The sequence below is a fragment of the Alteromonas sp. McT4-15 genome, from assembly GCF_020515205.1.
Taxonomy (GTDB): domain Bacteria; phylum Pseudomonadota; class Gammaproteobacteria; order Enterobacterales; family Alteromonadaceae; genus Alteromonas.
In genome coordinates this window covers 35,470-51,049 of sequence record NZ_JAJALG010000020.1, presented here as the reverse complement: position 1 = coordinate 51,049, position 15,580 = coordinate 35,470, and the positions used below count along the sequence as shown (strand labels likewise).

Annotated in this window: 15 protein-coding genes; all 15 read right to left on the bottom strand. The window is 44.6% G+C overall.

The genetic code is table 11. From position 1 onward, the window contains the following. Positions 1-26 precede the first annotated feature (26 nt). Positions 27-866, bottom strand: coding sequence for a DUF2797 domain-containing protein (locus LHL20_RS14025; RefSeq protein WP_226433740.1), 840 nt, complete (start codon positions 864-866; stop codon positions 27-29). Between the two features lie 13 nt (positions 867-879). Next, positions 880-1,887, bottom strand: a complete 1,008-nt coding sequence (gene ansA, locus LHL20_RS14020; protein ID WP_226433739.1) for an asparaginase — start codon at positions 1,885-1,887, stop codon at positions 880-882. A gap of 193 nt (positions 1,888-2,080) precedes the next feature. Further along, positions 2,081-3,043 carry a lipoyl synthase gene (gene lipA, locus LHL20_RS14015; protein ID WP_202261632.1) on the bottom strand — a complete coding sequence of 321 codons (963 nt, stop codon included), beginning with the start codon at positions 3,041-3,043 and terminating at the stop codon, positions 2,081-2,083. Continuing rightward, positions 3,036-3,707, bottom strand: coding sequence for a lipoyl(octanoyl) transferase LipB (gene lipB / locus LHL20_RS14010; protein WP_202261631.1), 672 nt, complete (start codon positions 3,705-3,707; stop codon positions 3,036-3,038). Before lipB ends, lipA begins: the two co-directional genes overlap by 8 nt. After that, on the bottom strand, positions 3,708-3,971 hold the full coding sequence (gene ybeD / locus LHL20_RS14005) for a DUF493 family protein YbeD (RefSeq protein WP_159625775.1): 264 nt from the start codon (positions 3,969-3,971) through the stop codon (positions 3,708-3,710). A 99-nt stretch (positions 3,972-4,070) separates the two neighbouring features. Further along, on the bottom strand, positions 4,071-5,255 hold the full coding sequence (locus LHL20_RS14000) for a D-alanyl-D-alanine carboxypeptidase family protein (RefSeq protein WP_226433738.1): 1,185 nt from the start codon (positions 5,253-5,255) through the stop codon (positions 4,071-4,073). A gap of 335 nt (positions 5,256-5,590) precedes the next feature. Beyond that, on the bottom strand, positions 5,591-6,562 hold the full coding sequence (locus LHL20_RS13995) for a septal ring lytic transglycosylase RlpA family protein (protein ID WP_226433737.1): 972 nt from the start codon (positions 6,560-6,562) through the stop codon (positions 5,591-5,593). Between the two features lie 4 nt (positions 6,563-6,566). Next, entirely contained in the window at positions 6,567-7,682 is a 1,116-nt protein-coding gene (rodA, locus tag LHL20_RS13990) for a rod shape-determining protein RodA (protein ID WP_226433736.1), read from the bottom strand. After that, positions 7,679-9,598, bottom strand: a complete 1,920-nt coding sequence (gene mrdA / locus LHL20_RS13985; RefSeq protein WP_226433735.1) for a penicillin-binding protein 2 — start codon at positions 9,596-9,598, stop codon at positions 7,679-7,681. Before mrdA ends, rodA begins: the two co-directional genes overlap by 4 nt. A gap of 30 nt (positions 9,599-9,628) precedes the next feature. Beyond that, entirely contained in the window at positions 9,629-10,099 is a 471-nt protein-coding gene (rlmH, locus tag LHL20_RS13980; RefSeq protein WP_226433734.1) for a 23S rRNA (pseudouridine(1915)-N(3))-methyltransferase RlmH, read from the bottom strand. A 97-nt stretch (positions 10,100-10,196) separates the two neighbouring features. Further along, positions 10,197-10,514, bottom strand: a complete 318-nt coding sequence (rsfS, locus tag LHL20_RS13975; RefSeq protein ID WP_159625763.1) for a ribosome silencing factor — start codon at positions 10,512-10,514, stop codon at positions 10,197-10,199. Between the two features lie 17 nt (positions 10,515-10,531). Continuing rightward, a complete protein-coding gene (gene nadD, locus LHL20_RS13970; protein ID WP_226433733.1) occupies positions 10,532-11,209 on the bottom strand; it encodes a nicotinate (nicotinamide) nucleotide adenylyltransferase in 678 nt (225 codons plus the stop codon). A 2-nt stretch (positions 11,210-11,211) separates the two neighbouring features. Beyond that, entirely contained in the window at positions 11,212-12,240 is a 1,029-nt protein-coding gene (holA, locus tag LHL20_RS13965; protein ID WP_226433732.1) for a DNA polymerase III subunit delta, read from the bottom strand. A gap of 7 nt (positions 12,241-12,247) precedes the next feature. After that, on the bottom strand, positions 12,248-12,766 hold the full coding sequence (locus LHL20_RS13960) for an LPS-assembly lipoprotein LptE (RefSeq protein WP_226433731.1): 519 nt from the start codon (positions 12,764-12,766) through the stop codon (positions 12,248-12,250). Positions 12,767-12,776: 10 nt separating this feature from the next. Further along, on the bottom strand, positions 12,777-15,380 hold the full coding sequence (gene leuS / locus LHL20_RS13955; protein ID WP_226433730.1) for a leucine--tRNA ligase: 2,604 nt from the start codon (positions 15,378-15,380) through the stop codon (positions 12,777-12,779). Positions 15,381-15,580: the final 200 nt, after the last annotated feature.

The following is a 15,580-nucleotide window of genomic DNA, read 5'->3' as shown; positions in this document are numbered from 1 at the left end:
GGTCACATAAAACCTCTCTTTTCTTGTTAGCATGTTAGCGTAGCGTTGTAGCCAGCAAACTTTCTAATGTTAATAACTCTATCGTTATCAAGTAGCCAGTATTGGCCTTTTATGCCTTTTAATACGCCTGAAAAGCTTGGATCTTTGTCCAGGTTAAGTGATTTAATTTTTACCGGATAATCATTAACAGGGTAGTGAATATCATGGGTAGTGGTTGTCACTTCGCTGACAGCTTGTAAACCTTTCTCTTGCTTTAGTGCGTCTAAATTGGTGGCAATTTTTTCAAGTAATTCTTGTTTTACTTGCAGCAAGTCTACATCCTCAGGCTTGCCTTTTAACATTGTTCGCCAGTTTGTTTTATCTGCAATATGCTCTTTACACAGCGTCTCAACAAGCCCGCTGGTTAATCTGTCAGGTACGCGTAACATTACTGTTGCCTGTGTTGCGCCTTGGTCCATCCAGCGGGTCGATACGCCTTCGGTGATTTGTCGCGTAATTCCTACTTTAACCGTGCCAGTATTCGCCAAATAGACAAAATGTTCGTTAAAACAGTGTGCTTCGCCCCATTCAGGTTCACGGCATGTTCCTTCATGATAGTGGCATTTCTCAGGCTTGATGATGCAACTGTCGCATTGTGCGAGTGAAATTAGGCAAGGGTAACAATAGCCTTGGTTGAAGCTTTTTTTGGTCTTGCGGTTGCAATGTACACAGTTTATTTCGCCGTTGTACGTGAGTGATATTTCATTGCCTATTAGCGCATTAATATCAACATTCTCATCGCCTATGGGCAGTGTATAGTGCACGTTATTATTATCGTCTGCGTGAGTGCGCATTTTACGCAATACGCCAGTATAGGTTGTTGTCACGGTATTACCTTTGTTATTCGCTTAGCTCGCCGCGCAAGTTTAGCGTGAGCTTTTCACTGATTTCTTCAAAAGACAAGCCTTTGCTGAGTAAGTAATGCAGCTTCGCCAATGCTGCCTCGGGTGTCATATCGCTGCCTGACAATACGCCGACTTCTTGTAATCCATGACCCGTAGCGTAGCCCCCCATATTTACGCGACCACGCATACATTGGGTGCAGTTAAGTACAGGTATTTCGCGCGCTTTTGCATACTTTAGCTGTGCAATCAACTCAGGGTTTTGTGGTGCATTACCTACACCATAACTCAGTAAAATGAGTGCATTGACAGGTTGCTGCAGCGTATTTTTAATTACCTCTGGAGCAATGCCCGGGTAGAGACTTACCATTCCAATCGGTTGTGCTTTAACGTTAGACACCGTGAGTGAATCGGATGGGGTAGTGGCTAGCTTTCCCGATTTAATGCGAATGTTAATGCCAGCCTCAAGCAATGGCGGAAAGTTAGGTGAGTCAAATGCGCTAAACCCATCAGCGTCCACCTTTCTGCTGCGGTTTCCGCGTAGTAAACGATTGTTAAAAAATAGACCGACCTCAGCAATAGGGTAGTTCGCTGCGACATAAAGCGCGTTTAATAAATTAACCTGACCATCTGAACGCAATTCGGCAAGTGGTATTTGCGAGCCTGTGACAATAACCGGTTTAGAAAGGTCTTCTAGCATGAAACTGAGCGCCGATGCGGTATACGCCATGGTGTCAGTACCATGCAAAATGATAAAGCCATCATAGGCATCATAGTTTTGTGCTATGTCATCGGCAATACGCTGCCAATCGGACGGGTTCATGTCAGACGAGTCTATGAGATTGTCATACTCATGAAGCGTAAACAACGGCATTTCTGGGCGATGGAATTCAGGCATGTTTTTAAGAGTATCTGCCAAAAAGCCAGCAGCAGGGACGTACCCTTGCTTCGAAGGCTTCATACCGATGGTTCCGCCAGTATAAGCAATGTATATGTGTTTGCGCATTGAATGCCCTTAGCGTTAACGAGGGAATAAACTTTTAAGACGGGCATTCTAACAACCCGAATTAGTTTGTCACGCTAATAGCGTTAATTTCGACAATCCAAGTGCTCCGATTTAAAGACACAAAAAAAGCGGTGATAACACCGCTTCTTAATTAAACACATACCGCAAAGGCAATCATAGTAAAGAAAATGACTTACTTAACTTCTTTACCTGCTGCTTGTTGGTCTGCATGATAACTTGAACGAACCATTGGGCCACATGCTGCATGGGTAAAACCAATTTCTTTAGCATAGTCACCTAGTGCGTCAAACTCTTTCGGGTGCACATAACGCTTCACAGGGTAATGGTGACGGCTTGGCTGAAGATATTGACCAAGGGTTAACATGTCTACGTCATGTGCACGTAGGTCACGAAGTACGCCTTCAATTTCTTCATTTTCTTCGCCCATACCCATCATTAGACCTGATTTAGTCATCACATCCGGGTGTTGCGCTTTAAACTTCTTAAGTAAATCTAGCGACCACTGATAATTAGCCCCTGGACGACATTCACGGTACAAACGTGGAATGGTTTCAAGATTGTGATTGAACACATCAGGAACACCATTTTTGAAAATCTCTAGCGCACGGTCCATACGACCACGGAAATCAGGCACTAGCACCTCAATGGTGGTCGATGGACTATGTTCACGAATAGCGTTAATACAATCAACAAAGTGTTGAGCACCGCCATCGCGCAAGTCATCACGGTCCACAGAGGTAATAACCACGTAACGAAGATTCATTTCAGCAATCGTTTTAGCGAGTTTTTCAGGCTCTTCTGCACTTGGTGGTAACGGTTTACCATGGGCAACGTCGCAAAATGGGCAGCGGCGAGTACAAATGTCACCCAGAATCATGAAGGTTGCAGTGCCGTGATTAAAGCATTCTGCTAGGTTAGGGCAGCTTGCTTCTTCACATACTGAATGCAGATTGTTTTTGCGAAGTGTTTTCTTGATGTGATCAATTTTTTCAGTTGTTCGAGGCAACTTAATTTTGATCCACTCCGGTTTACGCAGCATTTCTTCCTTTTCAGTAGGAATAATGGTGACGGGAATATGTTTTACTTTTTCATCATCACGGAGCTTAACCCCCGCTTGCGGTCGTGCGTTACTCATCAAAACCTTCTTTGTAAGTTGTTTGGGTAATGGACAGCGCTTCTAACAATAAGTCAGTTAGCTCACTACCCGCTATTTCAAGCGACGTGGGACCGTTTAGACGTGCAGTATCAATCATTTCCATACCTGCATATCCACACGGATTAATTCGCTGAAACGGCGATAAATCCATATTAACATTTAACGCCAAGCCATGAAATGAGCAGCCATTACGTATTCTTAAGCCAAGGGAGCAAACTTTTTTCTCATCCACGTACACGCCAGGTGCGTCGGGCTTCGGGTAAGCTTTTACACCATATTTTGCAAGTAATCCGACCACTGCTTCTTCCATCGCAGTGACTAAATGACGTACACCTAACTTTCTGCGTTTGATGTTTAGCATTAAATAAATAACTTGCTGACCTGGGCCGTGATAAGTTACCTGACCACCGCGGTCCACTTGGACTACTGGGATATCACCGGGCATAAGAATATGTTCAGCTTTTCCCGCTTGTCCTTGGGTGAATACAGCGTCGTGTTCCACTAGCCAAATTTCATCTTCAGTGTCAGCGGTTCGCTCATCGGTGAAGCGTTGCATAGCCTTAAAGATAGGCTCATATGATTGTCGGCCTAACTGACGAATAATCACGTTGTGATCACTGCTGATAGTTGACTGCTCGTTCACTTATAGTACAACCCTAACTAGCTCAAGCTTTGCCAGTTCAGTATAAATGGTTTCCATATGCTCTTTGCTGGTAACGCGCACGCTAACAGAGATTGAGTGATAGCTACCTTTGCTGCTTGGTTTAACCGTTGGCGAGTAGTCGCCAGGGGCATGTTGTTGTAGACACGTTACCACTTGCTCAGGCAAGTCTTCATGAGCAACGCCCATTACCTTAAACGTTTGGTGTGTCGGAAAATCAAGTAATTCGTCGAAACGGGTATCCATGCGATATCCTCGGTACAGTAAATCTCATATAAAAAAACGGCCAGATTGTAACAAATCTGGCCGCTTCACCACTAGGTTTTTGACGTATTTTATACGTCGCTACTCATCATCAAAGCCTAGCTGAAGCATTATGTAGTCTTTCATGCGGTTGAAGAAGCTGCCTTCTTTCACTTCTTGAAGTGTCACAAGCGGGTAACTTGCTACATCTTCTCCTTCAAGTTGAAGATAAAGTTTACCGACTACTTGGCCCTTCGCCAGTGGTGCCTCAAGCTTTTTGTCTAGCTCAAAGTTAGCTTCTAGGTTCGCCGCTTGACCGCGTGGAATAGTAATGGGGGTAGATTGGTTAATTCCAAGGTCTACTGTTTCTCTATCACCCATGTAAATACGGTGAGCAACAAAGCTGTGGCCTGCTTCGTAAGGAGTCAGTGTTTCGTAGAAGCGGAAGCCATATTTTAACAGCTTCTTGTTTTCTACTTTTCGAGCGCGTTCGCTGTCTGTACCCATCACTACCGAGATTAAACGCATGCCGCCTTGTTCTGCTGAAGTAATTAAGCTGTAACCCGCATCAGACGTGTGGCCAGTCTTAATACCGTCAACGTTTAGGCTCTTGTCCCACAACAGACTATTGCGGTTGTACTGCTTAATGCCGTTGTAGGTGAATTCTTTTTCGCTGTAAATCTTGTACATTTCAGGCGTCTCTGAAATAAGTGCGCGAGAAAGCGTGGCCATATCACGTGGAGTGGTGTAATGGTCTGGGTCGTGTAAACCATGTGCATTCACCCAATGAGAGCCAGTTAAACCGAGCGAAGCCGAATGCGCGTTCATCATGCTAGCAAACGCAGATTCTGAACCTGCAACGTGTTCGGCCATTGCGACACAAGCGTCATTACCCGATTGCACTACAATGCCGCGTAGAAGGTCGCGTACTGATACTTGAGTACCAACTTCAATAAACATTTTTGAAGAGTCAGGAAACTTCTTAGCCCACGCATTTTCTGAAATGGTCACTTCGTCGTCTAAGCTAATATTACCAGCTTGCAACTCTTTGCCGATAACATAGATGGTCATGATTTTGGTCAAACTTGCTGGCGCAAGCTGCATGTCTTCGTTTTTAGACGCGATAATGTGACCGGTTTCAAAGTCGGTAAGAAGAAAGCCTTCTGCCGCAACGGTTGGAGCCGGCGGTGTTACCACTGCAGCGTTAGCCATTTGCGTTAATGCGCCAAGCATTAAAAAGGCAAAGGTGAGGAATGACGGTTTAGCGCGTTTAATTGTTTTTAGCATGGTTCTAATTTCTTTGACCGTTGTGTCCGTGTATTTGTGAAGCTTACTCTAACAGGTATTGAACTACCTAAAGAGCGACCCAATTTTAGCTTTTCTGTTCAACACCGTTTCTTAAGTGTTGTGACTGTTATTATGATCCTATCGAAAGGCTTAGTAGAAAGCTAGCGATATAAGAATTCTAGCGATTTGCATTCATCGCTCAGCGATAGGACTAGGTTTTATCAAAAAAGTTTAGTGAAGAGTAGGGACAAGGCGAAGAAATACGGATATTGCCTGTTGAATGACACATTGTTGCCACATTTGCGCTGGATAAATCACCAATATAATCGTGCTAGCTACAAAGTTTGAGTAACCGTGTATGCGTTGGGATAGCCATTTTGTTTTAACTGCTCAAGTACTTCCGCTGCAACTGCTTCTTCAAAGATAGGACCTAATTGCAATTTGTAGATATTGTTCGATATAGGTAGGTGGGCTGGAATTTGATAAAGCGCCGACAATACATTCGAAATAGACTTGGCTTTCTGTGCGTCAGAAAGTGCTGCAACTTGGATATAAATGCCATTTGCATCACTCGCCGTTGTTTTGGCTAGTTGTTTATCACCACCCAATTCTTCTGCCTCAAAATGCTCACTGTGGGGGGGACTTGCTATTTGCGGGGAAGGTACAACTGCGATACCAAGATACTCATCGTATGACACCGTTGGTTTATTACCCACTGTCACGTTGTTGTTTTCATCAAAGTGAATAACTTCGAGTTTTACTTTAGTTGTCCCTTTGCTGTGATAACCCAGTTTTACCGCTGCGGCATACGATAAATCAATTATGCGATTGTCGTGGAAAGGCCCTCTATCATTTACTCGCACAATAGCTTGTTTGTTATTTTCAAGGTTTGTAACGCGCACATATGACGGCAATGGTAGGGTCTTATGTGCAGCACTCATCGCGAACATATTGTACGTTTCGCCATTTGACGTTAAGTGCCCATGAAATTTTTGACCGTACCAGCTAGCGTAGCCTTCTTCTTCGTAGCCTTTGCCCGTGCTCATAGGGGTGTAGTGCTTGCCTAATACCTTGTAAGGTCTACTGTTAAACATGCGGTAGGCCTCGTATTTTGGCACTGCATCTAACGTTTCAGGCGTTTTGGCAACATGACGCGGGGCAGAGTCTTGTTTTTGTGTATAGCGGCTTGGTGCAGTGCTACTACAGCTAAACAAACACAAAGTAACCAGCGCGGCCAATAGCGTGTTTAAATACGTCTTTGACAAAGACGCAATGTGTGCAGGCTTCTTAATTAGACCATAGCGCATAGTGTTACCGGGACATCAGCCTTTTCTGTGTGGCAATTGACATAAGAATGCCAAAACCTGCCATCAAAGTCACCATAGAGGTGCCACCATAACTTACAAGAGGTAAAGGTACGCCTACCACGGGTAACAAGCCAGATACCATTCCCATGTTTACAAAGACGTATACAAAAAACGTTAGGGTAATACTGCCACCTAATAATTTGGCGTAAGCATCCTGTGCGCGGCTGGAAATAATTAGGCCACGTAAAATGATAAAAACGTAGATAGCGAGAAGACCAACAACACCAGTTAACCCAAATTCTTCACTGAAGACCGAAAAGATAAAATCGGTATGACGTTCAGGTAAAAACTCTAATTGTGATTGGGTTCCCTGAAGCCATCCTTTCCCGTCTACGCCACCCGAGCCGATGGCTATTTTAGATTGAATGATGTGGTAGCCAGATCCAAGCGGGTCGCTTTCTGGATTTAAAAACGTCAACACACGTTGTTTTTGATAATCCTTCATAAGGAAAAACCACATTACCGGCGCAAAAGCGCCCACCATAGCGCCGACAATTGAAATCAGTCGCCAACTCATCCCGGCAAGAAAAATGGCAAAAATTCCTGAGCTTGCAATAAGCAAAGACGTACCTAAATCGGGCTGTTTGGCAATAAGAATTGTGGGCATAACAACAAGAGCGAAACCCACTACAATATGTGTAGTGTTGGGCGGCATGGTGTACTTGCTAATATACCAGGCTACCATCATAGGTACAGCAAGCTTCATTAGTTCAGAAGGTTGAAAGCGCACAAACCCCAAGTCTAACCAACGCTGGGCACCTTTACCCATGTCGCCAAAAAGTAGTACCGCTACCAGCATCAGTAAGCCCACTATATAAGCATAAGTGGAAAGGCGTCGATAGAATCCAGGAGGGAGTTGGGCTAGCACTAACATAACAAAAAAGCTCAAGCCCAAGCGGATAAACTGGCGCTGCATTTGCCCCATATCTTGCCCTGACGCAGAGTATAGCGTGAATAGACCAACGCCACTTAGTACCAGTAGGCCAACCAACAGCCATCCGTCAATGTGAATGCGCTGAAGAAAGCTTATTTTGTTTGGGTTTAGCGTGGTCCGTTTCATGGTTGGGTCGTATTTACCTGATTTTGTGCTATGTCGGTATCGTTAGTCACCGTCTCGAAGACGCGATCTCTAAAGTAGAAGTCCATAATCTGTCTGGCAACAGGGGCGGCATTTTTACTACCGCCACCCACGTTTTCAAGCACTACCGTTACCGATATTTCAGGGTCGTTAAATGGAGCAAAACCTACGTACATAGCATTGTCACGTAAACGCTCGTCAATTTTAGTGGCGTCGTATTTTTCGTTTTGCCCAACAGAGAACAACTGCGCCGTACCTGTCTTACCTGCTGAATCGTAATTTGTATCAGCAAATGCGTGTCGCGCACCACCTTCTTCACCGCTCACTACATCGTGCATAGCGTTTAGAATAACGTCTAAGTTCTCTTCGTTTTTAATTTCAATGGGACGTAACGATTTAAGGGGAATAAGATCTACTGAGCTATCTACATTCATGTAACCTCGAATAATTTGAGGTATATAGCGTTCACCACGGTTAATCAGTGCATTCACTGAATGATTTAACTGAATAGGGGTGGTTGTCCAAAAGCTTTGACCGATTCCTACAGGAATTGTATCTCCGATATACCAGGGCTGATTAAAGCGAGCACGTTTCCATCCGCGACTGGGCATGTTGGCATCAGACTCTTCATACAAATCTATTCCCGTAAAGTCACCAAAACCGAATTCGTACATGGCTTCACTGATTTTGTCGATTCCTAATTTATAAGCCAGTTCGTAATAAAACGTGTCGCACGATACTTCAATAGCCTTAGATACATTAACTTTACCATGGCCCCAACTGCGCCAGTCGCGCCATACGTGATTAACATTGGGCAACCGGTAGCGACCTGTATCATTAATGGTATAGTCGGCAGTTATTGTGCCTTCTTCAAGACCAAGTAAGCCCAAATGAGGCTTGACCGTTGACGCGGGCGGATATTGCCCTTGTGTTGCTCTGTTGATAAGTGGTCTGTCAGGAGAATTTAATAGAGCAGAATAATTCTTGCTACTTATTCCGTGAACAAACAAATTGGGGTCGTAACTTGGATTTGAATACAGTGCTAATACACCACCTGTTTTTACATCGGTGACCACAATGGCGCCCCGAATGCCTTCTATAATACGTTGAGCTTCAAGCTGTAACTCAAGGTCAAGGTTTAAAACAATGTCTTTGCCTGGCGTTGGTGGTTCAACGTTGAGAACGCGTATTATTCGCCCCTGATTATTTACTTCTACTTGTTGGTAACCCACTTTACCGTGCAGTATTTCTTCGTGGTATTTCTCAATACCTAGCTTACCGATGTCATGAGTTGCAGCGTAATTGTCTTCAAGGCCTGCTTCTACTAACTTTTGTAGGTCTCGCTTATTAATGCGAGCAACATAACCTAACGCGTGGGTAAGGGTTTCTTTATAAGGGTAATAGCGAGCAAGACGCGCTTCTATTTGAACGCCTGGGAATTTGTGTTTACTGGCAGAGAAAAGCGCAACGTCTTCTTCGCTTAACTGTGTACGTAGTGCCACAGGCTTAAAACGACGAGTGCCTTTCAAGGTTGATTGGAAGCGTTCAATCTCGTCACTTGTTATACCCATTAACTGCGTGAGTTGCGCTAATGTGGCGTCAATGTCTTCAACCTGTTCTGGGATAATCTCAAGGCTAAACACGGGACGGTTTTCGGCCAGTAAAATACCGTTTCTGTCGTAAATTAAACCGCGATTGGGCGCAACCGGTAGCACTTTGATGCGGTTGCCATTGCTGCGGGTTTGATAGTCTTCATATTGTGTCACCTGCAATGAATGCAGGTTGTTGAGCACTATACCCAGCATGGCAATTACAATGATAAACGCAATTGTTGCTCTTCGAGCAAACAAGTTCGCTTCAGCAGAGTGGTCGCGAATTGCTTGGCGTTTTCGGTGCATTGACGTTCTTTGCATAGTCCAGTTTACGCGCTATTCGCGATGGTATGGATGATTTTGGGTAACAGACCACGCGCGGTATAAACTCTCGGTGAGAATAATACGCACAAGTGGGTGAGGTAATGTTAAAGCGGAAAGCGACCATTTTTGTTCAGAAGCCGCAATGCATTCTGGGGCTAGGCCTTCTGGACCGCCGATAAGTAAACTAACGTCTCGTCCGTCCATCTTCCAATTGTCTAGCTGTTTGGCAAGAGTAGGGGTATCCCACGGCTTCCCTTTAACTTCTAACGTTACAATTCGGTTCCCTTTAGGAATTGCCGCCAGCATCAGCTCGCCTTCTTTTTCTAAAATACGCTTGATATCAGCGTTTTTGCCGCGTTTCCCTGCTGGTATTTCGGTAAAGCTTACTGGCATGTCGCTTGGAAAGCGTCGAATAAATTCGTCGACTCCCGTATTAACCCAAGCGGGCATCTTAGTACCAACGGCGACAATTTGTATACGCACTGCGCTTTCCCTTACTGCTTATTCACTTTTAAACGGCTGAATATCTTGCGATATCCAGCCGTTTAAAGACGTTACAAAAATATTTACTCGTTGGCTATTAAGACCACAACTTTTCTAGTTGGTAGAAGTCACGTGTTTCATCTTGCATAACATGCAAAATAACATCACCGAAATCAACTAATACCCATTCACCGGTCTCTTTACCTTCCACGCTGCTTGGCGCGTGCCCCGCATTCTTTGCTTCAACCATTACATTCTCAGCAATAGATGAAACATGACGCTTTGAGTTACCAGAGCAAATGATCATAGTATCAGTGATGGTAGATTTGCCGCGAACATCTAATTCAATGACATCGCGTGCTTTCATATCGTCAATTTTGTCTTTAACAAACTGTTTGAGCTGTTGACTCTCCAAGAGTTTTCCTCACTTACTTAACTTTTATATAACTGGTTCGCATTAATGTAGTCTAGCACCCGACGAGGAACCCATTCATTAATCATGGATATGGCATGCGTCGAGTCGCTGCTTTTACTTACACACAATGCGTTACGAATATCAGTGGATGAAACGGGATAGAGTGGGGTATTTATCAGTATTACTGCACCGTGAGATTGCTTGTTAATTACACTCATGTCTTGTGTAACATGCTTGTTCAGCCAATTCCTTATTTCACTACCTGGCGTAAAGCTTTCGCCATCGCGTCGCATTACCACAAGGTGGCAGTAGTTTAACAATTGGTCCCACTCGAACCATTTGTTGAGATTATACAGGGAATCCGCACCAATGAAAAAACAGATTGTGTGTTCTGATTTTTCTTTAAGCTTGCTAAGTGTTTTGACCGTGTACGATGGAGAAGGCAGTGATAATTCTATGAGCTCTGGTACAAGACGAGATTGTCCCTCACAACAAAGTTCTATCATGCGCACGCGATGGTCTTCTGATACTTCAACAGGCTTATGCGGGGGCACTTTACTTGGCATAAGATGTACGGTCTCAATACCTAATTCACTTGCTGCACTAAGTGCCGCATTAATATGCCCCATATGAGGTGGATTGAACGTGCCGCCTAAAATAGCTTTAACGGGAGTGCAACGGGCTGAACTCGTCACTGCTAGGCTTCCAAATAGGGCACAGCGCGAAGATCAATTCCCATAAACATCATGCACAAATGGCAAAGCTCAATGTAAGGCCGTGCAATCACATTTTGTTTAAAAGCGTGGTCAGCCTTAGTCAGTGCGTGTTGGATTTCTTCTAACTGCTCAAGACTTAGTCGGTTTAACGCGTTTTGATAAAAACCTTGTCTATTGCGCCATATCCCAAACTTTTGCCACTGTATGGGCTCGCGATTGAAAAGCGCCGACTTCAACTTCCATAGTTGTTCCCACTCGCGTATTAGAGCCCAAATTACGATGTTGGGTTCTAACCCTTCACTTTCTAGTCGATATAGCATTTTGATACAGCGCGTGCTCTCACCGTTTAGCATAACGTCAACTAACTGGAACACGTTATAGCGGGATTGATCCACCATGGCTTGCTCAATCTGCGCCTCAGAGACTGATTGATTGGGGTACAACAGCGCTAACTTATCAATCTCTTGTTTTGCGGCGAGCATATTGCCCTCGCAAAAATCAGAAATCATTTTAACACCAGCAGGTGTGACGCTTAATTGATGAGACTGGAGTTGTTGGTTTATCCACGTATTTAGCTGCTTACCTTCTAGAGGATAGCAGAGCACGGATACACCTAGGTCGTCGAGAACTTTAAACCACTTTCCACGTTGAACATCTTTGCCAATTTTAGGGCCGTGGACCAACAGCAATATATCGGGGTTGAGTGATGCGGCAACTTCTTGAAGCATTTTGCTACCTTCCGTGCCGGGTTTTCCCGTTGGTAGTTCTAGTTCAATAAATTGTTGGCTAGAGAACAGCGACATGCTTTGCGTTGCTTCAATTAACTGATTCCAAGAAAATCCAGTTTCTGCAACAAGTACAGTGCGCTCTTCAAATCCATTGGCTTTTGCTGTTGCACGAATTTGCTCAATTACATCAAACTTTTGTTGAGGCTCGTCACCAAAAACCAAGTAGCAGGGACGTAAGCCCTTTTTGATATCTTGAGAAAACTGATTGGGGTAGATTTGCATAGCCGTTTTACTGAGCGTCTTGTGCCGCTACAGCTTGGCTTGAAAGTCGTCTTACTATGATATCAGCCGCTTCGTTACGCATTTCATCAAGCATCAATTCAAGCTCTCGCGATTTAGCGAGTACTTGGTCTGGGTCGTCTTGATAATCGCGCACCACTTCAAACTGTGCCATCAGAGGCTCTTTATCTGGGAATTGGACACGGTAGCGCACGATATAGATAAGCTCGTATTCGGCAACTTGTCCAGAAGGGTAGACTGAGAGTAGCTGGCGCTCTAATTGCTCGGGCAACAGATAAATATGGATATTTTGACCCAAATCACGAGTGCCTTGTGGGACACCTTTTAAGCCGTAAACATTAAGGCTGTCATCCAGCGCACGCGCCAGCGGCGCGTGTGCTCTCGCACTTTCAATAGCAACCGTGTTGATGTCGTTAGGCAAGCTTGGGCCACTACGCAAGTGAAAGCCACAGCTTGCAACTAACAGCGGGCCAATCAAAACAATCGCTATTTGAAAGTACTTTTTCATGCCGTTTTACCTAGTTCGCTACAATATTAACAAGCTTGCCAGGTACAACGATTACCTTGCGGATCGTTTTCCCATCAATAAATTGTTGTACATTTTGTTGGCCTTTTGCCGCTTCCTCAATGGCTTCTTTTGAGGCATCCGCTGCAATAGTCATTTTTGCACGCACTTTGCCATTCACTTGTACAATGATGAGTTTTTCATCTTCTACTAGCGCAGCTTTGTCAGCTGTTGGCCAAGGTGCCACATCAATGTCTTGTTCATGGCCAAGCACTTTCCAAAGCTCATGGGCAATGTGAGGAGTAATTGGGTTAAGAAGCAATAATACTGACTCTACGGCTTCACGCATAATTGCAACGTCTTGCTCGTCTTCTTGTGGCGCTTTTTGAAGATGGTTCAATAACTCCATAATTGCTGCTACTGCAGTATTGAAAGTTTGTCGACGACCAAGGTCATCTGACACTTTTTCAATAGTCTTGTGTACTTCTCGACGTAGTGCTTGCTGGTCTTTTGACAGCGCTTTAACGTCAAGCGCTACAGGCGCGCCTTTTTCAACATGTTCAGTAACAAGTTTCCAAATACGACGCAAGAAGCGGTTTGCCCCTTCAACACCTGAGTCAACCCACTCAAGCGTTTGCTCTGGTGGCGCTGCAAACATAGTAAATAGACGCACTGTGTCGGCACCGTATTGGTCGATAACCTCTTGTGGGTCAATACCGTTATTCTTTGACTTTGACATTTTTGTCATGCCGCCGTGAATAACTTCTTCACCGTCGGCAGTTAGCCACGCTTTTACAATGCGACCTTTGTCATCTTTTTCAGTACTGACTTCGGTCGGTGAGTACCATGTTTTCTTACCAGAAGCGTCTTCACGATAATACGAATCTGCTAGTACCATGCCTTGACACAATAAGCGCTTAAATGGCTCATCTGAGTTCACAAGACCTTCATCGCGAAGGAGTTTGTGGAAGAAACGCGAATACAACAAGTGCAAGATAGCGTGCTCAATACCGCCGATGTATTGGTCAACCGGCAACCAATAGTTAGCTGATTTCGGATCAAGCATCGCATCGTTATTTGTTGCACAGGCATAGCGTGCATAATACCAAGACGACTCCATGAACGTATCGAAGGTATCAGTCTCGCGAAGCGCAGCTTCACCGTTGTACGTGGTCTTTGCCCACTCAGGGTCAGCTTTGATTGGCGAAGTAACACCGTCCATTTCTACGTCTTCTGGCAACACAACAGGTAGCTGATCTGCCGGAACAGGTACTGACTCACCGTTTTCCAAATTAAGCATTGGAATAGGTGCACCCCAGTAACGCTGACGGCTTACACCCCAGTCGCGTAAGCGATAGTTCACTTTGCGCTTACCACAACCTTTACCTTCAAGCTCGTCGGCAATACCGTTGAATGCCGCATCAAAATCTGCGCCATCAAACTTATCAGAATTAATTAGGCTACCTTTCTCCGTATAGGCAGAAGAGGTTAGATCACACTTGTCTTCATCACCCGGTACAGGTGCAATAACCTGTTTAATAGGTAAATCGTACTTTGTCGCAAATTCCCAGTCGCGTTGGTCGTGTCCAGGAACAGCCATAACTGCACCAGAGCCATAATCCATTAGTACGAAGTTGGCTACCCAGATTGGTAATGTTTCGCCAGTAAGCGGGTGAACAACTTCAAAACCAGTCGCACAGCCTTTTTTCTCCATTGTTGCAAGTTCAGCTTCTGCAACTTTGGTGTTTTTGCATTCTTCGATAAAAGCCGCAAGATCTGGATTCGACTGCGCCGCAAATTCAGCCAGTGGGTGCTGTGCAGCAACCGCTACATACGTAACACCATAGAAGGTGTCTGGGCGAGTAGTGTATACCGTCAAGTCATTGATATCATTGACCGGTGCTGAAAGGTTAAAAGTAATTTCTACACCTTCAGAACGACCAATCCAATTTGCCTGCATGGCACGCACTTGATCGGGCCACTCTTCAAGCTGTTCTAAGTCTTTTAACAACTCTTCAGCATAGTCAGTGATTTTGATAAACCATTGCGGAATTTCTTTCTGTTCAACGAGGGCTCCCGAACGCCAACCACGACCGTCGATAACCTGTTCGTTTGCAAGTACAGTTTGGTCAACAGGATCCCAGTTAACCGTAGAATTTTTCTTGTAAACAAGACCTTTCTCGTACAAACGGGTAAAGAACCATTGTTCCCAGCGGTAGTAGTCTGATTTACAGGTAGTAACCTCACGGTCCCAATCATAACCAAAACCCAAAGAACGAAGCTGGTTCTTCATGTAATCAATATTTGAATACGTCCATTTGGCAGGTGCAGTATTGTTATTAATTGCAGCATTTTCTGCCGGTAGGCCAAAAGCATCCCAACCCATAGGTTGCATCACGTTTTTACCCTGCATGCGCTGGAAGCGGCTAATTACATCGCCGATAGTGTAGTTGCGCACGTGACCCATATGGAGACGGCCACTTGGGTAAGGGAACATCGACAGGCAATAAAATTTCTCTTTGCCTTCTTCATCATTTGCTTTGAAAGATTGATTGTCTTCCCAGTATTGCTGAACGCGTTGTTCTATATCTTTAGGGTTGTACTGATTATCGGCCATGAAACTTAGGCTTCCGCATTAAGAGTTAAAACGTTTTTATATCGATGGTCTTTAAGCACTTTGCAGCATTTTATGCTGAAATGTTGGCGCAATGACTCGATTGAACATATACATAGCCCATTAGAATACCCCAGCGCGAAGCCATGCCTCAATAGCTTAACACTAGGTTAGGACATTTTTATTGTTAGTTGCTGGAAAAG